Source organism: Pandoraea cepalis, assembly GCF_902459665.1.
GTDB classification, from domain to species: Bacteria; Pseudomonadota; Gammaproteobacteria; order Burkholderiales; family Burkholderiaceae; genus Pandoraea; species Pandoraea cepalis.
Window position 1 is genome coordinate 186,237 of sequence record NZ_CABPSL010000004.1, and the last position, 22,176, is coordinate 208,412.

Below are 22,176 nucleotides of genomic sequence, written 5' to 3' on the forward strand. Positions count from 1 at the left end.
AAACAAGGAATTCCCTATGTCAGCACTCCCACAAAGCTGGGTCGCGTCCGCCAACACTGGCGTGACCGACTTCCCCCTGCAAAACCTGCCGTACGGCGTGTTCAGCACCGCGTCGCAACCGACGCCGCGTGTTGGCGTGGCCATTGGCGATCAGGTACTGGACCTGGCGGCGCTCGAAGCCGCCGGCGTGCTCAAGGTCGCCGAGGCCGGTGGCGCGACGGTCTTCTCGCAGCCCGCCATCAATGCGTTCGTGGCACTGGGCAGCGCGGCGTGGCGCGCCACGCGCGCGCGCCTGACGTCGCTGCTCGCCGTGGACGGCGATGCCGCCCTGCGTGAAAACGCCGCGTTGCGGGCTCAGGCACTTGTGCCGCTCGCACAGGTCACGTTGCATCTGCCGGTGCAAGTGCCCGGCTACACCGACTTCTATTCGTCGCGAGAGCACGCGACCAACGTGGGCAGCATGTTCCGCGATCCGGCCAACGCGCTGCTGCCGAACTGGTTGGAAATCCCCATCGGCTATAACGGTCGGGCCAGCTCCGTGGTCGTGAGCGGCACGCCGATTCATCGCCCGAACGGACAGATCAAGTTGCCCGATGCGCCGCGCCCGATTTTCGACGCGTGCCGCAAGCTCGACTTCGAACTCGAAACCGGCTTCATCGTCGGTCGTGACACGTCGCTGGGCGACAGCCTGAGCGTGGACGCGGCCGAAGCGGCCATCTTCGGGATGGTGTTGCTCAACGATTGGTCGGCGCGCGACCTGCAGCAGTGGGAATACGTGCCGCTCGGTCCGTTCAACTCGAAGTCGTTCGGCACGTCCATCTCGCCGTGGGTGGTGACGATGGAAGCGCTCGAACCGTTCCGCGTGGCCGGCCCCGAGCAGAATCCGCAGCCGGTCTCGTACCTGCAGCAGCAGGGCAAGCATGCCTTCGACATCGCGCTTGAAGTGCTGCTGCAAGCCGACGGCGACACGCAGGCGACGTCCATCTGCCGCACCAACTTCCGTCACATGTACTGGAGCATGGCGCAACAGTTCGCTCACCATACGGTCTCAGGCTGTAATGTGCGCGTGGGCGACCTGATGGGCTCGGGCACGATCAGCGGCCCGACGCCGGACTCGTTCGGCAGCCTGCTCGAACTGACGTGGAACGGCAAGAACCCGATCACGCTCGCCAGCGGTGCGAAACGCACGTTCATCGAAGACGGCGATACCGTGGTGATGACCGGCTGGTGCCAGGGGGATGGTTACCGCGTGGGCTTCGGCGAAGTCTCGGGCCAGATCCTGCCCGCGAAGGCGAGATAAGCGGGAGCGGCGTGATGTGCGGACGTATGCCCGGAGGTTAGCCGGGCGTATTGACGGATGCACCCGCGACGCGTCGTTCCGGTTCCCCGGGCGGCGTGTTTTTCGTTTATGGCCCTGGCGAAATCTCGCAGATGTGAGTGTGATCGAGGTGTGCCGGCGACAGTCGTTGCCACCACGGATTGATGCGGCCGACGATCAGGCTCGCACTCACGCGGCAACGCGTGGGTGTATAGGCGAGTTCGTTGCCGACCCGGCGTAACAGCGGCGGGTCGCCGAGACGGGCGCGGTGCGGCACGCGCAGCGAGCGGCGCGCGCGCGCAACGGGTAGCGGGGAGGCGGTGGCGTGTGACATTTGATATTTCCCGGAATCATGTGAAGACGGGAAATATTTAGCCACGTCGCGGCGAGCGGCGACAGGTGAAGCAATCCGAAAAATGCGTCCGATGGGCGTGACAGCCCACCGTCGCAGACAGGAGCAATCATCGACGTTTGTCGTCCGGCACTGCCGGGGGCTCGGCCGCCACCGGGCCAGTCGGCGACGCCTCCGACGCAGGTGCGGCGGACGTTGGCGCCGCCGGTGCGCCGCTCGGCGACAGTGGCGGACGGGCCAGACCCTCATTGATCCACGCGTTCAGCAGCGTATAGGTCACAGCCAGAATCACCGGCCCGACGAACAGGCCAACGATCCCGAACGTCAACATGCCCCCGAGTACCCCCGCGAGAATCAACGTCATCGGCAGATCGGCCCCCCGGCGGATCAGCATCGGTCGCATGACGTTGTCGAGCATGCCGATGAAGACCGAGAGCACCAGCAGCAGCGTGGCGAGCGTCGGACTGTCCTGCCAGTAGAGCCACGCCACGCTTGAGAGCAGCACGGGGAACGGACCGATCTGGGCGATACAAAGCACCAGCATCAGCGCCGTGAGGAAGCCCGACAGCGGCACCCCCGTCAACCACAGGCCGAGGCCACCGAGCAGCGACTGCGTCACGGCCGTGACCACGATCCCGAGCGCCACCGCGCGAATCGACATTCCGGCAAGCCGGACCGATTCTTCTCCCCGATCACCGCCGAGGCGCCGCGCCATCCGAATCAGCGCACGCGCCGCGCGCTCTCCTTGCATAAAGAGGATGCCGGAGATGATCAGCGTGAGGCCAAGGTGAACCACGAGCAAGCCGATCGACCCCAGCTTCGTGAATCCCCACGACGCTGCCTTGACCGCATAGGGTTGAATCCGCGCGACGAGACCGCCGGGGCCGGCGGCTGCAAGCGCCTGCCACTCTTCGGTGGCGCGCTGGCCGACTACGGGGATGCGGATCAGCCAGTCGGGCGGCATCGGCAGGCCACGCTGCCCGATGGAGTGCACTTGCTCGCTGATGTCGGACGCGTGCCCGATCAGCGTGCCGATCGCGGCGGACAGCGGCGCGACGACGATCACGAGCATCCCGAAGATCATGACGGTGGTGGCGAGCCACCGTTTGCCCCACAGACGGCGTTGCAGACCAACGAGCAATGGCCAGGTCGACGCGACGATCGTCACCGCCCAGATGAATGCCGGCAAAAACGGGAGCAGGACCCATAACGTACCGATCATCAGCAGGCTGAGCACGAGAATCACGAGCAGGTTACGGGCGAGTTCGCTCGGGGTGGTGGAAAGCATGGTCGCTCCGACAGGCAGGGGGGCGAACGCGCATCAACACGCGTCCGGACGTACAGGTTGCACGAGGTGTGCAGGTGAGAAGCACCATGCCATGCCTGCGCAGGCACGGCAAGTGCGCCGCGCAGCCGCCTCACAGGGGTGTTGTTTCGCGGGGCTCGTCGTCGGAGTCGTCGGATGATGGGCTGGGCCACCTTGTACGGCGCAGCGGTGGGCTCAGCGCGCCGGGCGCCGTCGTCGTGCCGTGTCGGCGTGACCCCGGCGGGCGAAGGCTCGCATGCCCGTCATCGACGTGGCGGTTGCCCGCGAAGGGCGGCGACGCGGTGTGCGATGCGAGGGGGGCGGGGAGGGCGCGGATGGCGAGCGTCGGCGTTGGGGCGTTGTTGTTGACTTCCCCGGTAACGGCGCCGTGCGGGCTGTTGGGGCGCATCGACATGGCGCTTGCCGTCGATACGCCCGAGTCGGCCATCGTGACCACCGTGATGGTGCTGATTTTCGGTCGCGGTGCACGACGTTCGTGCGCAGTGCGAATGTCCTCGCGCTGCGCGGCGCTATGGCCGATCGAGAAGATGAGGCCGATGAGACCGTAGAGCACGTCGAGCACTGCAAAGACATGCGCGTCTTCCACCAGACTAGGAGAATCGTCGCCAGGCGTGAGCTGCGTGGCGTTGAAGGCATCGGCGCCGTCGTCCCATCGCGTGGCGTTGTCGCGACCATGGCCGTGCGCCGAGCCGTCGCCCATCCAGGCAAGGTAGTAGAACGTGGCCGTGAGCGCGAACCAGATGAGCCGGGGCGGGGCAGAGCGAAGCATGCCACGGACATCGCGGACGAACGCCTGCAGGTATGCGAGCCCTTCCCGGTCGTCGGGCTCACGTCGTGCGGTCTCGAGCAGCAACTCGGCCAGATTGTCCTGCGTGAGGATTTGCAGGCTGGCGTTATGCCGACTCGTGCCCAACTGGTGGATGATAGGCAACAGCGTCAATCCTGGGATGGGCGCCAGTGGAATTTCCAGCGCCGCGTGGAGGGTGTCGCCGAATCGCCGGGTGAAAATCCCGGGAAACCAGCGTGACACGCCGCGTTCGATGCCGTATCGCGCCCCATTGCGCAGCACCCCGTAACAAAACACGAAGCCGAGCACTTGTGCAAAGGCCGCCCGATAAGGGGTAGAGAGGATCGCGCTTAGCCCTTCCAGGTCAGGCGCCGGCGTCGTGCGCGCGATCCGGTTGCGATACTGCCGCTGGGTCACGTTGAAGCCCGCCATGCCGAGCAGATTGATCAGCACGATCGCCAGCGCGGCCACGGGCGGCCAGAGCGGCGCTTGGGAACCGGTGGGATCGGTCGTCTCCGTCAGCAACGAGGCGAGCGTCGACCCGACGGCGAACGGCAGCGCGTCGCGCAGGGTGCCGATGCAGAACGCGCGCCAGGAGAACACCGGTCGCTGCTCGCGCAAGAGCGCTTCCAGACGATCGCTCACATCGCCGACGTCGAACCCATGGAGGGCAAGCGTTCGGGCCTGGCGATGCAGATGCGTGTGCAAGGTCTCGTGCCATGGTTGCATCGCCATGTCGCTGGCCGCTGGCAGGTCGTCAGGCCAAGGAGGCGCAAGCGGCGTGAGTGGGGCGCGCCATCCGTTGGTGACGGCGGGCGGACCCAACGCATTCAGGGCCGGCAAGGCAACCTCCTGCCATAGCGCATCGAAGATGCGTAGCGCGCGGCTTGCGCCCGGTCCCGCGTACATGTCGATCGTGAATGTGGGGGCGTCGACTGTCGACGGCCGAGTCGGGGCGGCGGGGGCCGAGGACGTTCGGAGTACGGGGCGTGGTGCGAGTGCCGCAGGCTCTCTGAGTGTGCCTGGGCTCGGGCACGCGTACGTCAGCGCCATGGGAGCGGTCGGCGACCCGGCCGCGAGGCCGGCCTGCGCGGCAGCTTGCTGGGCGCGCGCGAAATCCTCCTCCAGCGGGGTGACGGGCTCGCGTCGCTCGGCGTCGGTCACCTCGGTGGTTGCGAGCGGGGTATCAGGCGCAAGAAGGATGGTTGGAAGGCACGAGAAGCAGTTGCGGAGCATGGCGTCGTGGGCAGGACTAGGCCGGCGGCGAGGTGCCGGGCCTCAGACAGGAAGGGACGAAATGAAGCGGGCGATGCTACGCCCGTCTGCCCTTGACGGCCACGCCTGAACAGTCGTTTGAAGTCGTTCATTCGCGAAGTTGCGTAGCGGCATCAGGCCATTCCGCGATGCGCGATCAGGCATTGACCGTGCTTTGCATCACACGTTACGCATCGGGCACGACCATGACCCCGGCACGCAGTCCGTTCGCGACATCGGGATTGGGAAACACGATGCGTTCCTCCGGATGCGAAACCGTATAGGTGGTCTCGCCGTCGCGCGCCAGCACGGTGCCGGCGACGTAGGGCGTGAAGTTCGGTGTGTCGGCCGGGACGTCGAGCACGAATGCGTCCGTGCGGCGCACGATCTCGGCGGCCACGCGAAAGCGTCGGGCGCGCGGCACCTTGCCGTCATCGCGCTTGCCCATCTGCGCGCCGGACAACCAACGGCGCAGGGCGGCGTCGATGCCGGCAAAATCGTCAAGACGGTTTTGGCCGAAAGGCGCGACTTTTCCCAGCTCGAGCGTACAGCTCTCGGCGCCGAAGTTCGCACAGGTGTAATACGAGAACGTGACGGACGGCTGCTCGGTCAACATCACCGCTTCGATATCGGCCGCGGCAAGTGTCTCGATCCAGTCGTCGCTTGCTGGACGCTGCGGCGGACTCGGCACCACCGCGAAGCGGGGGAAGAGTGACGCGCGAATCGCCGTGTGCATGTCCACGTGCCGACGCAGGCGACGTGCGTCGCGCGTCTCGGCGAAGAACTGCGCCACGATCACTTCGAGTTCACGCGCGCGCTGCACGGCGGGCGACTCCGCACGCTTGGCGTGAGCGCCCTGGAACAGCCGGTTCAGGTCGTATTCAAGATAACGCTTGCCGGCACGTACGGCGTCCGGGTTGCCAAGCACGACGAGCACACGCTCGCGCAACGTCAGGCGGCCGTCGGCAATGTCACGCAGAATGCCGTCAACGATCTCGATCGGAGCGGTTTCGTCGCCGTGAATCCCGCACGAGAGGATGGCGTCGAAGCGTTGACCGCCAGGCGCGTCGATCGTGCCGGTGACCTGGTCCGCGTCGGCGGGTGTCAGTTCGAGCACCCCTTCAGCGTGGCGTTGCCAGCGTACGCCACAAGGCTCGATACCTTCGCTGGGGACACTGTCGTGCGATTCGCGCACGTCGCTTAGCCAGTGGCGCAGGGCCGAACGATTGGCATCGGTCATCATGAAGGATCTCCAGAAATGCAGACTCGTATTTTATGCGCGTCGTTGGCCGGTTCGGTGTATCACGTCGTCCATGCAGGGCAACGCCCTGTACATGCGGTTTTGCCGGTCTGTTCGGCGTGCGCGCATTGTTCCGGCGGTCGAATCCGTGTCATCATGATCCGCATCGCACGCCGTTCCATCGAGCGTGGCCTTGGGGATTGCCGTTCATGACCGATCTGTACGTCGAAGGTGTCTGGCGCACTGCCAACGGAGCAGAATTCCGCACGCTCGATCCCATGTCGGGCGATGTCGTTTGGCAGGGCCGTGCGGCGGACGCGGCCGATGTCGACACCGCCGTCCAGGCTGCGCGTCGTGTGCAGCGCGATTGGGCGCGTCGAAGTGTCGACGAGCGACTGGCCGTATTGCAGCGCTTCGCAGCGATCGTGACCGCGCAAACGGAAACGCTTGCCGACGCCATCGGTCGAGAGACCGGCAAGCCCCTGTGGGAAGCGCGCACCGAAGTGGCGACGATGGCCGCGAAGGTCACGCATTCGGCGAAAGCCTACCAGGAGCGCACGGGTGAGCGACGCAGTGCCGTGGCGGACGGGCAGAGCGTCGTGCGCCATCGGGCGCATGGCGTGATGGCTGTTTTCGGACCGTACAATTTCCCCGGGCATCTCCCTAACGGGCATATCGTGCCGGCGCTACTCGCGGGCAACACCGTCGTCTTCAAGCCCAGCGAACTGGCGCCCGGCGTGGCCGATAGAACGATGCAGTGCTGGATCGAAGCGGGCCTGCCGCCCGGGGTGTTGAACCTCGTGCAGGGCGGGCGCGAGACGGGGGCGGCGCTCGCCGCGCATGACGGTATCGACGGGCTGTGCTTCACCGGAAGTTCCGCCACGGGCCGCGCCCTGCACCGGCACTTCGCAGGGCGGCCCGGCACGCTCCTTGCGCTGGAGATGGGCGGCAACAATCCGCTGATCGTCGATACGCCTGCCGACATCGACGCTGCCGTCCATGTGAGCGTTCAGTCCGCTTTCCTCTCCGCAGGGCAACGTTGCACCTGTGCCCGACGCCTGCTCGTGCCGCGGGGGCCGCAGGGCGACGCGTTCATCGAACGGCTGGCGTGGGTGACGCAACGTATCGTCGTCGGACGTTACGATGCCGATCCGCAGCCATTCATGGGCGCGGTGGTGTCACTTCAGGCGGCGCGTCGCATGACGGCGGCCCAGGCCGACCTGGTGACGCTTGGCGCCCGCTTGATCCTTCCGCTCGCCCAGCCGGACGGTCGCTCGGCATTGCTCACGCCGGGGCTGATCGACGTAACGTCGCTGGCCGCGCGCGATGCGCTACCCGATGAAGAGTATTTCGGCCCGTTGCTCCAGGTGCTGCGCTACGACACGTTCGACGAGGCGCTCGCGCTGGCGAATCGCACTCGTTATGGGCTGGCGGCCGGTCTGGTGTCCGACGATCCCGCGCGTTACGAACAGTTTCTCGCCGAGATCCGCGCGGGCATCGTCAACTGGAACCGGCCGACGACGGGCGCGGCCGGGGCGGCCCCGTTCGGGGGCATCGGCGAGTCCGGCAACCATCGTCCCAGTGCATGGTACGCGGCCGATTATTGTGCCTACCCGATAGCCTCGATGGAAGCCTCGCAGGTGACCCTGCCCGAGCCCCTCAGCCCTGGCCTGGACTTTGCCGCGTGCTGATCTTTCGATATCGACTTGTTTTCCGCTTTCCTAGGAATGGATATGACGCGTTTTGCCCTCGAAGCCAACTTCGATGGACTGGTTGGCCCCACGCATAATTATGCGGGGTTGTCGTTCGGCAACGTTGCCTCTGCAAACAACGCCAATCGCGTATCGAATCCGCGCGAGGCAGCGCTGCAAGGGCTGGCCAAGATGAAGGCGTTGGCCGATCTGGGCTACGCCCAGGGTGTCTTGCCGCCGCAAGAGCGTCCGTCGGTTGCCTTGTTGCGCACGCTGGGCTTCTCCGGCAACGACCGGACGGTCATACGCGAGGCGGCTCGTACTGCCCCCGAGTTGCTGGGGGCGGCGTGTTCGGCCGCGAGCATGTGGACGGCCAACGCCGCCACCGTCAGCCCCTCGGCGGACACGGCTGACGGCCGGGTGCATTTCACGGCGGCCAATCTGTGCAGCAAGTTGCACCGCGCGTTCGAGCACGAGACGACGTCACGCGTGCTGCGTACCGCGTTCCCGGACGAAGCCCGCTTCGCCCATCACGACGCCTTGCCGGGCTGGCCGTCCTTGGGCGACGAGGGCGCGGCGAACCATACGCGGCTGTGCGGGGCCTACGGGGAGCGCGGGGTCGAGTTCTTCGTCTACGGACGAGACGATCTGGCGAGCGCGCCAGTACCGCGCCGGTTCCCGGCACGCCAGACGCTGCAGGCGAGTCAGGCGGTTACCCGTCTGCATGGGCTGGCGGCAGACGACGTGGTGTTCGCGCAGCAGCATCCCGACGCCATCGACGCCGGCGTCTTCCATAACGATGTGATCGCCGTGGGCAATGGCAACGTGTTGTTCTGCCATGCCCGCGCGTTCGTCGATCAGGCGGCGGTGCTTGCGACGCTTCGCGAGCGGCTGGCGGCCCGGGGCACCTCGCTGGAGGTGGTGGAGGTCGGCACGGACGACGTCTCGATCGAGGACACCGTCGGCAGCTATCTTTTCAACAGCCAGTTGCTTGCGCGGGCACCCGCGGCGGACGGCGGGATGTCGCTCGTGGTGCCGCAGGAGTGTCGTGAGCGCCCGGCCGTGTGGCGCTTTCTCGAATCGCTGGTGGCCAGTGGTGGTCCGATTCGCGAGTTGCATGTGTTCGACTTGCGCGAGAGCATGCGCAACGGCGGCGGGCCGGCGTGCCTGCGTCTGCGTGTGGTGTTGACCGACGACGAGCGCAAGGCGACCCACCCGGGGCTCTGGATCGACGATGCACGGTACGCCACGCTCACCGAATGGGTGAAGCGGCACTATCGTGACCGGTTGGCACTGGGCGATCTCGCCGACCCGGCCTTGCTCGACGAGAGCCGCAGCGCCCTTGACGATCTCACGCAATTGCTCGACCTGGGCAGTCTTTATTCATTTCAACGCGGCGCGTAAGCGCCATCGGGAGTCGACGCGATGACGACGATCATTGGTTTGTCCGGCAGCCTGCGCAAGGGCTCATACAACACGGCGTTGCTGGCGGCGGCGAAGGCGGTGGCGCCCGCTGGCGTCACGCTGGACATTCGCACATTGCATGGCATTCCGCTATATGACGGCGACGTGGAAGAAAGCGAGGGAATTCCAACTGCCGTCGCCACGCTGAAGGACGCCATTGCACAAGCCGATGGCTTGTTGCTCGCTACGCCGGAGTACAACAACGGCATGCCGGGCGTGTTCAAGAATGCGCTCGACTGGCTATCGCGGCCCCCTGCCGATAGTGAGCGAGTGTTCCGCGACAAGCCGGTGGCGGTCATGGGAGCGTCGCCCGGTGGCTTCGGCACGATTCTCAGCCAGAACGCGTGGATGCCGGTGCTGCGCACGCTGCAGACCACGCCCTGGTGGCAAGGGCGCCTGATGGTGTCGCGCGCGAACAAGATCATCGACGCCGACGGGAATCTCCAGGACGACGCCGTTCGTCAGCAGCTGGCGGCGTTTGTCTCCGGATTCGTCGAGTTTATCGAGCATAGAGAGGGCGCGATTGGATAATTACTGATAAAAATCAATTGGTTGCATAAAATTTCTCGTGTAATGGATGCGATAATGGGACGTGCGGAGCCTGGTCCAATCGTCAATGGCGAACCGATAAGCGATGCGACTCACGGATTGTTGGGCGATGCACTATGCTGAATGCAACGTATCGGCCGATACGTCGAACGCGTCCTTTCGTCAACCGGGGGTGCAGCCATGCAAATCGAGTTTCCGGATCACCGTCCCGTATTCAACTATGAAGATCTGACGATTGAGTTCGCGGTTGTCGTCAATGGCCGGCCGATCGACTGCGCGGTGTCGGCCGAAGCCTTGGAGGATCATTTCGGCGCCTACTCGGCGCGCGCGGACGATTTGTTGCATGCCTTCGAACACGGGCGAACGGATATTCACGCGCTCACGCGTGAATATCTGACGATGGGGCTTTCGGGCCCCGTATTGTTACGCAGCGGGCACTTTCGCTGGGTGCGCGAAGCCCGGCGGCAAGCCGCGCGGCGCTGATCGACGCACATCGTCGTTTATCAACGGCTTCCCGCCATGGGACGACTTCTCGGTGCCGAGTTGATTCGCGTCAAACCCGGGAATGTTTCGTCATACGACGCAATAGGCGAGCCGCAAGGATCGGCGTAAGCTGGCATTGCCGCTCGGGAGGTTACGTCAGCGGCACCCTCGTCGATTACGATCAGGAGCCGCTATGGGTTCGGAATTTCGCGTCGTCATCGCCTCGGTGGCGGCCTTCATGACGCTGGCCGGCGCGTTCGCCACCATTCACGGTTTGCTTTACGACCAAACGCACGTCATGAAAGGCGGCGTGGTGACGGTGCTGTTCGGCATTCTGTTCATCGTGGCGATGCTCACGCCTTGGCCGAGCGACGACGAGCGCGAACGCAAGGATACCCAGGGCAAGCCCTGAGTCGGGGTAACCGTTTGGTTCGCCGCGTTCTACACTGCTAAGTGAGGGACGCCGTCGAAGTCAGCCGAAAGTCGTGCAGCCCCGACCGGGCAAGCCCCACGTCGGATCGATTTCCCCGCATGAAACGCTTCGCAACGCGCGTGGTCTCGTTGCGAGGTGCCGTATGTGTTCCGATACCCGCGTCGTGATTGCCTCCATCGCCGCATTCGTGACGCTGGGCGGCATATTCGCCACCATTCATGGCCTGCTGTTCAACCTGCCGGAGGTGTCGCGCTACGGCGTGGCCGCGGTTTTGGCGGGGGCGACGTGCACGGCCACGATGCTTATTCCGTGGGGTTCGCGCGACGAGTCGTGACGCGACGCGCCGACAGGCGCATCCGCGCGGGCACTTTAGCCCACCGGGTTGGCGAGGCGTGCCCGCAGGCAAAGGAAGGCGGGTGCTTGCGACAGTTCGCGGTAAAGCCGTGGGTCGACGGCGGCCATCTCCGGCAACGGCAGCGGTTCGACCATGCGGTCGAGTTGCCAGCCCGCGTCTGCCGCGGCATTCAGAATGTGCGCGAGCGGGCGCCGGTATGACTCTACATAGGGCTTCGGCTCGCCGAAGCCACTCCAGTACATGCCGAATCGCGTGACGTCGAAGTAGGGGCGGTTGCGCCGGGTGCGCTCGTCGAGCCAGTCGCGCATCGGATGCCCCATCGACCAGACGAGCATCGCGCCGGGCTTGGCAACCCGGGCGAACTCACGAAACGTCGGTCCGAGGTCTTCCACGTAATCGAGCGCGAGGGCGCTGACGATGGCGTCGAAGCGGTGGTCAGCCAGCGTGGCGAACGGCGCGCTCAGGTCCTGCACGTCGAACGTTGCCGCCAGTCCTTCGCAGCGCTTTCTCGCCAGTGCGATCATCTCCGGGGTGACGTCGATGCCGTGTACCGTCGCCCCTTGCTCGGCGAGCCACGCACTGTTGATGCCCGGGCCGCAGCCGGCATCAAGGACATGCAGGCCGTGGACGCTGCCGAGCAGGTGGCGCGTGGCAGGGCGCTCGTACAAGGCGTTATGCGGTTTGCTGACGGCAATCTCGGCGTAGCGCTCGGCAAAACCTGCGTAAGCGGTACGTCCGATCGACGCGAGATCGGCTGACGACATGCGCGACTCCAGGGGGAAGCATGGACGGGGGGCGATTGTAACGCCAAAGAAAGGACGGTCTGCGGGGGCTGTGGGACAATAGTGGCCTTCGCCGCCGCGTCTGTGAGCATTTTGCGACCGTCCGACGTTGTGCGACAGCCGTGATTCCGCGACATCATTCCCAAGCATGCCCCCATCCAGCGTTTCTCTCTCGCCGTCCGACACTTCCACCCTTGCCCCCGCCGAGACGATCGACGTGGCCGTGATCGGCGCGGGGCCTGCCGGTCTGATGGTGGCCGAGGTGCTGTCGGCGGCGGGGTGGCGCGTCGATGTGTACGACGCCATGCCGTCGGTCGGGCGCAAGTTCCTCATGGCGGGCAAGGGCGGTATGAATCTCACGCACAGCGAGCCCGCAGCGCCGTTCGTGGCTCGGTATGGCAAACGTGCGGTCGCGGTGGCGCAGTGGTTGCGTCGGTTCAGCGCGGACGATGTACGCTCATGGGCGCATCGGCTGGGCATCGATACCTTCGTCGGCAGTTCCGGTCGCGTTTTCCCCGTCGATATGAAAGCGGCACCGCTGTTGCGGGCCTGGCTTACCCGTTTGCGCGCGGCGGGCGTGCGGCTGCATGTGCGGCATCGGTGGCTGGGCTGGGACGCGCGATCGCCGGCCGGTCCGGACGATTTGCGGTTCGCAACGCCCGGGGGCGAGCGCCGGGTGCGGGCGAGGGCGGTGGTGCTGACGCTGGGCGGCGCGAGTTGGCCGCAACTCGGCTCGGACGCCGCCTGGGTGACGTGGCTGCGCGATCACGGCGTGGCTGTCGCACCGTTGTTGCCGGCCAACGCGGGCTTCGAGACGGACTGGACGCCGCACATGCGCGAGCGGTTCGCGGGCCATCCGGTGAAGTCGGTCACGATGACTTTACGTGACGGCACGACGCGCAAAGGCGAGTTTGTGATCTCGGCGCACGGTATCGAAGGCAGTCTGGTGTATGCGTTGTGCGCGCCCATTCGCGATGCGATTCGTGCCGAGGGCAGCACGCAGGTCTATCTGGATCTGTTGCCGGACTGGCGTCTCGAGCGTGTCGCCGAGGAAGTGGGTCGGCCGCGAGGCTCGCGCTCGATGGCGAGCCATCTGCAGAGTCGCCTGGGGCTTGCGGGCGTGAAGGCCGCGCTGCTGCGCGAGTGCCTGCCGCGTGAGGCGTTCGACGATCCGGCGGCGTTGGCCGCCGGCATCAAGCGTTTGCCGTTGACGCTGTTGCGCACGCGCCCGATTGCCGAGGTCATCAGCAGTGCCGGGGGTGTCGCGCTGGAAGCGCTTGACGCGCGCTTGATGGTGAAGACTTTGCCCGGCGTGTTCTGCGCCGGGGAGATGCTCGATTGGGAAGCGCCCACCGGCGGCTATCTGCTCACGGCGTGCTTTGCGAGCGCGTGCGTAGCAGGCGACGGCGCCGCGGCCTATCTTCAGGCCCAGCGCTGATAACACACGACCGCCGGCGGCGAGGTGGCCGCCGGGCGTGGTCTACGTGAACCGAACGTCAATCGGGATCGCAGACCCTCATGCCGGACGAACGCCGAGACGCCACAACGACGTCACTTCGGCGGTGCGTGCCGCATGCAGCGGATCGTTCGCGTCGCCGGCCTTGGGATGATGCGGGCGCACGTCGTGACGCGCGAGCACCACGAGACCGGCGCCGTGAATCCACGAGAGCAAGGTCTCGCGCGTGCGCAAGCCCAGATGTTCCGCCAGGTCGGACAGCACCAGCCAGCCTTCGCCGCCAGGACTCAGGTGGGCGGCGAGCCCGTTCAGGAAGCCCTTGAGCATCTGGCTGTCCGGATCGTAGATGGCATGCTCGATGGGCGCGTTTGCCTTGGCCGGCACCCACGGTGGGTTGCAGACGATCAGCGGTGCCTTGCCCTCGGGAAACAGGTCGGCATCGACGATCTTTACGGCGCGATCGAAACCAAGCCGCGAAATGTTCTCGCGCGCACACGCCAGGGCACGGGCATCGCGCTCCGTACCCACGACCTGCTGCACGCCGCGACGGGCAAGCACTGCGGCAATCACGCCGGTGCCTGTGCCAATGTCGAACGCCAACGTCTTGGCCGGCAGCGGCGCCTGGTCGATCAGTTGAAGATACTCGCCACGTATGGGCGAATACACGCCGTACCAGGGGTGAATCGACGCGGCCAACGCCGCAATCGGCACACCCTTCTTGCGCCATTCATGGGCCCCGATCAAGCCGAGGATTTCTCGCAGCGATGCCACCGAGGGGGTGGCGTCCGGCGCACCCCAAGCTTCGGTGCACGCCTCGCGAACGTCCGGCGCGCGGCGCAACGGAATGCCATAGTCAGCGTCCAGCGGTATCAGCACCATGCCAAGAATGCGAGCACGCTGCGCTTGCGCCATCCGATACTTGTGGAAGGTGTCGGCCGGGCTGACGACCACCGCCTCGCCCTTGGCCGAAGGCTTGCGACGCGGACGATGCGGCGGACGATCTACCCGCCGCGCCATCGCCTGCAGTAACTGACGCGCATTCTGGTAGTCGCCTCGGTACAGCAGCGCCGTTCCGCCACAGGCAAGATGATAGGCCTCGTCGGCCGTCACGGTGTCGTCAACGACTTCCACTCGGTGCGGCGGCGTTACGCCCGCTTCGGAACGCCAGCGTGCAGTGACGGGGCGACCGTCTTCGGTCCAGGCTAGCGTCGGGGTAGTGTTCATGCGATGTCTTCTGAATAGCGTGGCGGCGCACGGAAGCTTGGGCGGGACGCCCGCCTGTGACGGGAGCCTGCCTCGGTCGGCAGATCAACCTCTGTCGGGAAGCCTGCCCCAGACGGACCGGAGCCCCTTTCCGCCTCTCAAACATAAACCCAACTCGCTGCAGAAAGGGGCTCCGGTCCGTCTTCGTCACTTCCCTCAGGATGCGCCGGAAGCCCGCATTATGCCTGCGTTGTCTCCCCTCCGACCGGAATCAGTGCCGTCCGGTTGCCGCCAACATGCCATTCAGACCGGTTTTTCCGCTGCGCCGAACAACGCGCCAATGGCCGCGCGCAAGGCCTCGTCCAACGCCCGATCCATAGCCGCAACCGGCGCCGACGGCATCGCCGGCCCCAACCCACCATGCCGAATCGCCGCCGCCATCCGCGTTAGCACCGCTGCCCCCGGATTGACCAGAGCGTCATGCGTCCCCGCTCGGGGAACGATGTCTGTGATGGCATTGGCCACCCGCTCCAATGCCGTGAGCGCCGGCCACCAGCGCGCCGCCCGACGACTCACCATCGGCGGTTCGGACAACGCCCGCTGTAACGCAATACGCGCGTCGTCGAGCGCTTTGTATGCCACCCGCCGAGCACCAAACGCTGCATCGACATCTTGCGTGTCGGCAAGCGCCGCATATCGACCCAGCGCATCGAGCGCATTGGCAACGCGCTCGTCGAGTTGATGCCGCTCCCACTTGGCCCACGGTAAATACCCCACGAGCAACACGATCGCGCACGCCGCCACGGCATCGATGAACCGCGCAAATGCAATGCCCTGACTGCCCGGCTGCAATGCGCCCATCACCAACATCAGTATCGGTAGCAGCAAGGCGCTGAATAACCCGTAATTGCGCCGCAACGCCCACGGCAGACACGCCGCCAGCGGGACGAGCGCGGCAAGACTGACCCACCCGTTACGGTCGATGGCGACGACGGCCGCCGAGACGGCGACGCCGACGATACTGCCCAGGCCACTCTGCAACGCGCGGGCGAACACGGAGCCATAGTTCGGCTTGAAGATGACCACGACGATGAGCGGCACCCAATACGACCGCGGCAGTGCCGTGAGCGCAATGAAGATTTGCGCGGCCAGCACGCACAAGCCAATTCGCAGCAAGTACCGCCATACGTCGGGCCACGGCCACTTCGGTATCCATTGCCGTCCGGGCGCAGCGCGCGCCCGATGACGCGCCAAGGCAACCAGGGGTGCTTCGGCCGCATGCGCGGCGCCGGTGAGCAGCGGCTCGGCGCGATGCAACGCCGCCGCGAGCGCCGGCGCGTGGTTGTCTTTCGCCACCGCTACGGTGGCCGCTACGTCGAGCTGCCGATCGCGCGCGATGCGCCGGGCAATACCGTATAACGCGCGTCCGAGTGGCGCGGGAAGCGGCCTGCCGCCCTGTGCAAGACCGATGACGGCCGAGGTGATGGGCTCGGCCGCCAGAATCTGGGCGGCCCTGCGCTCAAGCACTTCCCACCCGCCCGCTGTGCTCGCTCGCGCGCTCAACAGCGTGTCGTAGGCCGCGGCAATGGCGTTCTCGAGCGAACGGCGCGCGAGCCTGACGCGCGGCGTGCCGCTCGCGTCGAGTACGTTGGCCAGTTGCTGATAGATGGCGGCGACGGCGTCGCGCTCGGCGGCGCCCGGGTGTCGCAGCCAGTGAACGGCCATGAGCAGCACGCTGAAAACCCCGCCCGCCGCAAGCAGCAGCGGCGCGCGCCATTCGGGCGGTGGAAGGGCCAGGCCCCAGCCGACGATCAGGTATACGGCGCCCTGCAAGGTCGCCGCCGACGCGACGTTCCCGAATGTGCCAATGAAGCTGAGCAGCAGGATCGCCGCTTGCAGCAGCCCATGCGCGGCCCACGGGTGCGACATGCCGAGGTCGTGGATGAGCATGCCGGCGTAGAAGCCCATGACGCCGGTGGCGACGGTCAGCAAAATGGAGCGCGCCCGCGTGTGATAGGGGCCGGTTCGGTCGCCGACGATGGCGGGCAGCGCGCCGAGCGCGATGAGCGAGGCGTCTGCGCCATGACCGATGGCCGCGCCGATGGCGGTGGGCACGGCAACGGAGAGCGCGGCATGCACCGCGTCCCATCGGGAGAATGCCACGGGTTCAAGTCGCACCAGCCGCGACATCCACGCAACGCGGCGGCCGGGCTCTGGCGTCGCGGGCATGTGCGGACGATCCGTCATCGTCAGGGCGCCTGCCGCGATGCGTCGGCATCGGGCAGTGGCATGAGCTTGCCCTGACCACGGATCCAGGCGTAATCGGCGCGCTCGGCCATCTCTTTGTCGCCCCGGCTGTCGCCATAGACGAACAGCACGCGCGGCGGCGAGGCCGCCCACCAAGCTTCGAGACGTCGCACTTTTTCCGGTCCCCAGCAATTCGGCTCGGAAAATTGACCGGCGAAACGTCCGAGTTCGTCATAGGCCAGTTCGGTGCTGAGAACGGCATCGAAACCGACGGAGGCGGCCCATAGGCGCAAGTACAAGCCGGGTGAGGCGCTGACCAGCACGATACGGTGTCCCATCGCCCGGTGCTGCCGCAAACGCGCGAGCATCTCGGGACGAAGCAGGCGGGGCAAATGTTGCGCGATGAACCGCTTGGCATCGTACTCAAGCTGAGCCCGTGTGCGTGCGCCCAGCGACGCGCGCAGGAACGCGGCCTTCGCGGTGCCCCGGTCGACCACACGCAGCGCTGCGCCGATCAGCCACGGCGAAGCGAGCAGGGCGCCAGCCACGAAGCGCGGTGTGCCGACCGTCTCGCGCACGAAGATGCGAAGACTGTCGGTGGTGGAAATGGTGCCGTCGAAATCGAAGGCGGCGACGATCGAGGTGTCTCGCATGCGAGGTCAGCTCGCGCTGGAGAGCGGCGCGGCAGTCGTCACCGCCGATGCGGCCGACAGCGTCGATGCAGCGCTGCGTGAGTCAGCGAAGGCGACCAGATGCGGCCAGCGTTCGCGCGCCTGCCGGTTGGCAACGATCGCTTGTTCGTCGCGATAGAACGGCAGCGCATCGACGCCGACGACTTCGCGCAACCGATCGATATCCGACGGATAACGATGCTCGATCATCGCGTCGGCGGTTTGCGGGTTGGGCGTGACATTTGTCATGGGCAACGTGACCTTGGCTGATGAGGGTTCGGTCTGGCGCATGCAAGGCATTGTATAGGTGCCTCGAAGGCAGGGCAATTTCGCTGGCGGCCGGTCAGCCGGTGCACCGGGCGTTCAGTGACCGAACACCAAGGTTCGCTTGATTCCGCTCACTCAGGCAGGCTGGCATGGCGCATCTACCGCTGTCAGACACACATGCTGTGCAGTTCCGCCGGACACTGGCAATCTTAGGATTGCCGGACAACGACGTGGTGAGACGTCGGGTCCTTCGAGCAAGCCGGATGTGAGAGCGGCAATAATGCAGCACAAGAACAGATGAGGCATCGCACATGCAGCTTCGAGCGTCTTGGTCGCGTTATAAAAAAATCTCTGCCATCTGTCTGCTAGTTGACACAGCGATGGACCTTGCGGGCACTCGGCTGGCGATAGCGGCACCACCGCTGCGCTCGCCCCGGCTCCGACCGGTAACCGCCTGCGCACGGTCACGTTTGCCCAGTTGGGCGAGACCGATGGCCTGCGATTGCGCATTCGAGGCACTGACGGTGTCTGGGTGGACCATCAAATCGATGGAGTGACGCGCCAACCCCGCGCGAATCCTCGCCGGATCCGCACGCGAATGCGCGTTCGGGCTCGCGCACGCGTTTTCCCGGAATCGCGCATACTGTGCGCTCTTGCCAGCGGGCGTGGCCGGCGCGGCCCGCAATCGTCGCCTGGCATGGACGCATTCGAAACTTCCGGGAGTTACTGTGCAATACACCAAATTCGGCCGCACCGGCCTGAGCGTTTCCCGCTTGTGCCTGGGCACCATGACGTTCGGTCTGCAAACCGAGGAGGCCGCCAGCCACGCGATTCTCGACCGTACTGCCGACGCGGGCGTCAACTTCATCGATATTGCCGACGTCTACCCGCTCGGCGCCGACATCTCGTTGTCCGGACGTACCGAGGAGATCGTCGGTCGTTGGCTCAAGGGGCGCCGTAGCCAGTTCATCGTCGCGACCAAAGCTTGCGGCCAGATGGGACCGTCACCGTGGGACAAGGGGGCGTCGCGCAAGCATCTGCTCGATGCCATCGATGCGTCGCTGCGCCGCCTGGGAACCGACTACGTCGACCTGTACCAACTGCATTCCGACGACACCGACACGCCCATCGACGAAACGCTCGAGGCGCTCGACACCATCGTGAAGTCGGGCAAGGCCCGCTACGTCGGCGTGTCGAATTACCTCGCCTATCGCCTCGCACGTGCCCTGGGCCGCGCGGACGTGCTGCGCGTGGCCCGCTTCGTGTCGGTGCAGCCGCGCTACAACCTGCTGTTCCGTCAGATCGAGCGCGAACTGCTGCCGCTGGCCAGTGAAGAAGGTCTGGCGGTCATCCCCTACAACCCGCTTGCCGGGGGATTGCTGACGGGCAAATACCGACACGACGCCGCCCCCAGCGAAGGTCGCTTCACCACGGCGACGGTCGGCAAAGCCGGCTCGATGTACCAGCAACGCTACTGGCACGAGCGTGAGTTCGAGACGATCGAGTCGCTCAAAGGCATTGCGAAGGACGCGGGTGAGTCGCTGACGCGTCTGTCGCTCGCCTGGGTGCTGGCGAACCCGGTCGTCACGTCGGCGATTATCGGCGCCAGCCGCGTCGAACAATTGACCGAAACACTCGGCACCGTCGACTACGCGCTCGACGTCGGCCTCAAGGCGAAGCTCGACGACGTGTCGCATGCTTATCGCTGGGGCGACGCCGCCCGATAAGCGCAACGTCCCGCCACTGGTTCTCTGCTGGACTGGCGGCATACACAGGCCCGATACGTCGGGCCCGTGGCGTTTTTGCGTTGCATCAAGCAAGCGCGTCTTAAGAGGGATTCTCGAGCCCGCGAAGGTAGTCTTCCGCTACGATCGAGCGCTATAGTAGGCGCATCGTGTCACGGTTCGACAGTCGAAGCGACTCGCGCGGCGGCACGATGCCGGACACGCCGCCTGCGTGCGAGGCTTTCCTCTGACGCTCCTTGCGAGGCTGCTCATGACAAAACGCATTCTGCTGGCGACCGACGGTAGCGAATCGTCACGCCGTGCGCTGCGCGAGGCGGCCGCCTTTGCGCGCAACGGCGACATGATCCGCGTCATTCACACGGTGGAAGATCCCGTCACGCCGGTGACTTCCGCCTTCGCCAAGCTTATCGACCTGGAGCAGGTGCGTCGCGACATGCAGCGCGAGGGCGAGGAACATCTGGCGCGCGCGGTGTTGTATCTGCGCGAGGAAGGACTCGACCCACAGGCGCATTTGCTCGATCTGCGCACGACCGGCGAGACCGTGCCCGAGGCCGTCACCCGCGAGGCCAACGAGTGGGGTGCCGACATCATCATCGTCGGCACGCACGGCCGGGGCGGTGTGCGACGCGCCATGCTGGGCAGCGTGGCCGAACAGATCCTGCGCAGCGCGGAGGTGCCGGTGATGCTGGTGGCGGGCGAGGCGCGTCCGCGTTCGCCGTCGCGTGCGGGCGGACACTACGAACGGATACTCGTCGCGCTCGACGACAGCGAGACGTCGCACCGCGCCTTTGAATATGCGATTTCCCTGGCTCGCGCGCATGGGGCGTCGTTGCGCGTCGTCCATGTACTGGATATGCCGGGGCCGTTTCCCGAAGGCTTCGACTCGGCCCCGCTGCTTGGCGCGGTGCGCGCCGTGGGCGAGCAGGCGCTGAAGTGGGCGATGCGACGCCTGCACGAGGCGGGCGTGCCCGGCGACGTCGAGATGCGGGAGCTTCAGCCGGTCGGCGAGGGGGTTGCCGATCAGATTATCTGCGCAGGCAAAGAGACCGACGCCGATGTCATCGTGCTTGGCACGCACGGGCGGCGCGGGTTCCGACGCTTCACGCTGGGCAGCGTCGCGGAGGACACGGCCCGTCACGCGGGTCGGCCGGTGTTGCTGTTGCCCGCGCACGCACCGGTGGAGTGACGCGCGCGCCGTCAGGCGGCGCGTTGATCGCCGGGCGGAAGCGCCCGGCGTTTGGCACATCAGAAGAATGCGTTCGGCCTCAGGCGGCCGGGCCGAGTTCTGCGAGAAGCGTTTTGAGGGGCGTGGCAGCGTCGGCCAGACGCACCGGGTCGACCACGGCGCGGCGGCCGACGAGTTCGCGTGCCGCCAGAAACTCCTGTGCCCGATTGATGCTCACGGCCGCCACGACGGCACCTTCGCGCAGATAGAAGCGCATGAACACGGCGGCCCCTTGCGCATCCGGCAAGCGGCGCTCGATCATGGCGTCATGGCCGTCGGTCAGGCCGACCATTTGCAGCTTCGCGTTGAACTGATCCGACCAGAACCACGGCGCGGTCGCGACGGCCTTGGGCGCATCGCCATGCACCACGCTCGCGGCCACCTTGGCCATTTCGCTCGCGCTCGGCACCGATTCCAGACGAATGCGGCGGCCCAGCGCCGGGTGTTCGTGATGCGCGCAGTCGCCCACCGCCAGGATCGCCGGATCGCTCGTACGGGCAAATTCGTCGACGACGATGCCGTTCTCGACCGCCAGCCCCGCGGCCTGTGCCAGCTCTGTGTTCGGCACAAGACCAATGCCAACGACCACCACGTCAGCCGGCAGGCGCTTGTCACCGGCGACGACCGCGACGACCTGACCGGCCGCATCCTGCTCGAGGGCCGTTACGCCGACGCCCACCTGCACGTCGACGCCGTTCTCGCGATGCAGCGTCGCGAAAAATTCCGCCAGATCGGCTTCCGCCACGCGGGCCAGCAGGCGCGGGGCCGCTTCGAGCACGGTCACCGCGGCGCCCGCCTTGACGGCGGTTGCCGCCACTTCCAGCCCGATGTAGCCGCCGCCGACCACGACGACACGCTTGCCCGGTGCGAGCGCTTCGCGCAGACGCGTCGCGTCGGCGATGTTGCGCAGGTAGTAGACATTCGGGGCGTCACCGCCCGGAATGGGCAGATGGCGAACGCGGCCGCCGAGCGCCAGCACCAGATGGTCGTAGCCGAGTGTCTGGCCGTCGTCGAACGTGACGGTGCGCGCCGCGCGGTCGATGGCAGTGGCCGTCACGCCCAGACGCACGTCGATCTCGGCCTTTTCCCAGGCGTCCGCCGGACGGATCAGCAGGCTGGCTTCATCGGCCTGACCGGACAGAAACGCTTTGGAGAGCGGCGGGCGGCGATACGGCAGATGGCTTTCGCTGCCGGCGAGCACGATGCGCCCGGCATAACCCAGTTGACGCAGGGCGAGGGCGGTTTCGCCGCCGGCTTGACCGGCGCCGAGAATGACGGTGGTGGAGGTAGCTTCGGACATGAGGATGAAAGCAAAAGAAGGCGGCCG

The 22,176-nt window shown here is 66.2% G+C and carries 20 protein-coding genes; 10 read left to right on the top strand and 10 right to left on the bottom strand.

What is annotated here, in order from left to right:
* Nucleotides 1-16 precede the first annotated feature (16 nt).
* Complete coding sequence (fahA, locus tag PCE31106_RS08175) at nucleotides 17-1,300, top strand: fumarylacetoacetase (RefSeq protein WP_150562967.1); 1,284 nt, start codon at nucleotides 17-19, stop codon at nucleotides 1,298-1,300.
* Nucleotides 1,301-1,406: 106 nt separating this feature from the next.
* On the opposite strand, the gene PCE31106_RS08180 is transcribed toward fahA, so the two are convergent.
* From PCE31106_RS08180 to astE, 4 genes are all read right to left on the bottom strand, one after another.
* Nucleotides 1,407-1,652, bottom strand: a complete 246-nt coding sequence (locus tag PCE31106_RS08180; RefSeq protein WP_150549981.1) for a hypothetical protein — start codon at nucleotides 1,650-1,652, stop codon at nucleotides 1,407-1,409.
* A gap of 127 nt (nucleotides 1,653-1,779) precedes the next feature.
* Nucleotides 1,780-2,958 (bottom strand): AI-2E family transporter YdiK, encoded by a 1,179-nt coding sequence (gene ydiK, locus PCE31106_RS08185; RefSeq protein ID WP_150549980.1) that lies wholly within the window; start codon nucleotides 2,956-2,958, stop codon nucleotides 1,780-1,782.
* 130 nt (nucleotides 2,959-3,088) lie between these two features.
* Complete coding sequence (locus PCE31106_RS08190; protein WP_150562968.1) at nucleotides 3,089-5,020, bottom strand: hypothetical protein; 1,932 nt, start codon at nucleotides 5,018-5,020, stop codon at nucleotides 3,089-3,091.
* A 205-nt stretch (nucleotides 5,021-5,225) separates the two neighbouring features.
* Complete coding sequence (astE, locus tag PCE31106_RS08195) at nucleotides 5,226-6,281, bottom strand: succinylglutamate desuccinylase (RefSeq protein ID WP_150562969.1); 1,056 nt, start codon at nucleotides 6,279-6,281, stop codon at nucleotides 5,226-5,228.
* Nucleotides 6,282-6,487: 206 nt separating this feature from the next.
* On the opposite strand from astE, the gene astD reads away from it, so the two are divergent.
* From astD to PCE31106_RS08225, 6 genes are all read left to right on the top strand, one after another.
* On the top strand, nucleotides 6,488-7,969 hold the full coding sequence (gene astD, locus PCE31106_RS08200; RefSeq protein WP_150562970.1) for a succinylglutamate-semialdehyde dehydrogenase: 1,482 nt from the start codon (nucleotides 6,488-6,490) through the stop codon (nucleotides 7,967-7,969).
* Nucleotides 7,970-8,011: 42 nt separating this feature from the next.
* Nucleotides 8,012-9,373, top strand: coding sequence for an N-succinylarginine dihydrolase (gene astB / locus PCE31106_RS08205; RefSeq protein WP_150562971.1), 1,362 nt, complete (start codon nucleotides 8,012-8,014; stop codon nucleotides 9,371-9,373).
* A 21-nt stretch (nucleotides 9,374-9,394) separates the two neighbouring features.
* Nucleotides 9,395-9,964: an NADPH-dependent FMN reductase gene (locus PCE31106_RS08210; RefSeq protein ID WP_150562972.1), complete on the top strand. Its 570-nt coding sequence runs from the start codon at nucleotides 9,395-9,397 to the stop codon at nucleotides 9,962-9,964.
* Nucleotides 9,965-10,162: 198 nt separating this feature from the next.
* Entirely contained in the window at nucleotides 10,163-10,465 is a 303-nt protein-coding gene (locus tag PCE31106_RS08215) for a DUF1488 family protein (RefSeq protein ID WP_017232227.1), read from the top strand.
* A 193-nt stretch (nucleotides 10,466-10,658) separates the two neighbouring features.
* A complete protein-coding gene (locus PCE31106_RS08220) occupies nucleotides 10,659-10,877 on the top strand; it encodes a DUF2964 family protein (protein WP_150549974.1) in 219 nt (72 codons plus the stop codon).
* 163 nt (nucleotides 10,878-11,040) lie between these two features.
* On the top strand, nucleotides 11,041-11,232 hold the full coding sequence (locus PCE31106_RS08225; protein WP_130026092.1) for a DUF2964 family protein: 192 nt from the start codon (nucleotides 11,041-11,043) through the stop codon (nucleotides 11,230-11,232).
* 35 nt (nucleotides 11,233-11,267) lie between these two features.
* Here the strand turns inward: PCE31106_RS08225 and PCE31106_RS08230 are convergent, their stop codons facing one another.
* The gene (locus PCE31106_RS08230; RefSeq protein WP_150549973.1) at nucleotides 11,268-12,017 is read right to left on the bottom strand and encodes a class I SAM-dependent methyltransferase; all 750 of its coding nucleotides are present in this window, start codon (nucleotides 12,015-12,017) and stop codon (nucleotides 11,268-11,270) included.
* A 166-nt stretch (nucleotides 12,018-12,183) separates the two neighbouring features.
* On the opposite strand from PCE31106_RS08230, the gene PCE31106_RS08235 reads away from it, so the two are divergent.
* On the top strand, nucleotides 12,184-13,473 hold the full coding sequence (locus PCE31106_RS08235) for a TIGR03862 family flavoprotein (RefSeq protein ID WP_246176185.1): 1,290 nt from the start codon (nucleotides 12,184-12,186) through the stop codon (nucleotides 13,471-13,473).
* 78 nt (nucleotides 13,474-13,551) lie between these two features.
* On the opposite strand, the gene PCE31106_RS08240 is transcribed toward PCE31106_RS08235, so the two are convergent.
* From PCE31106_RS08240 to PCE31106_RS08255, 4 genes are all read right to left on the bottom strand, one after another.
* On the bottom strand, nucleotides 13,552-14,715 hold the full coding sequence (locus PCE31106_RS08240; protein WP_150562973.1) for a methyltransferase: 1,164 nt from the start codon (nucleotides 14,713-14,715) through the stop codon (nucleotides 13,552-13,554).
* 282 nt (nucleotides 14,716-14,997) lie between these two features.
* Nucleotides 14,998-16,941 (bottom strand): FUSC family protein, encoded by a 1,944-nt coding sequence (locus PCE31106_RS08245; RefSeq protein WP_150562974.1) that lies wholly within the window; start codon nucleotides 16,939-16,941, stop codon nucleotides 14,998-15,000.
* A 2-nt stretch (nucleotides 16,942-16,943) separates the two neighbouring features.
* The gene (locus PCE31106_RS08250) at nucleotides 16,944-17,594 is read right to left on the bottom strand and encodes an HAD-IB family hydrolase (protein ID WP_150562975.1); all 651 of its coding nucleotides are present in this window, start codon (nucleotides 17,592-17,594) and stop codon (nucleotides 16,944-16,946) included.
* Between the two features lie 6 nt (nucleotides 17,595-17,600).
* Nucleotides 17,601-17,861: a cellulose biosynthesis BcsR family protein gene (locus tag PCE31106_RS08255; RefSeq protein ID WP_150549969.1), complete on the bottom strand. Its 261-nt coding sequence runs from the start codon at nucleotides 17,859-17,861 to the stop codon at nucleotides 17,601-17,603.
* A 746-nt stretch (nucleotides 17,862-18,607) separates the two neighbouring features.
* Between PCE31106_RS08255 and PCE31106_RS08260 the strand changes: the two genes are divergently transcribed.
* On the top strand, nucleotides 18,608-19,606 hold the full coding sequence (locus tag PCE31106_RS08260) for an aldo/keto reductase (protein ID WP_150562976.1): 999 nt from the start codon (nucleotides 18,608-18,610) through the stop codon (nucleotides 19,604-19,606).
* 268 nt (nucleotides 19,607-19,874) lie between these two features.
* Nucleotides 19,875-20,810, top strand: coding sequence for a universal stress protein (locus PCE31106_RS08265; protein ID WP_150549967.1), 936 nt, complete (start codon nucleotides 19,875-19,877; stop codon nucleotides 20,808-20,810).
* A 79-nt stretch (nucleotides 20,811-20,889) separates the two neighbouring features.
* On the opposite strand, the gene PCE31106_RS08270 is transcribed toward PCE31106_RS08265, so the two are convergent.
* Entirely contained in the window at nucleotides 20,890-22,149 is a 1,260-nt protein-coding gene (locus PCE31106_RS08270; RefSeq protein WP_150562977.1) for an NAD(P)/FAD-dependent oxidoreductase, read from the bottom strand.
* Nucleotides 22,150-22,176 lie beyond the last annotated feature (27 nt).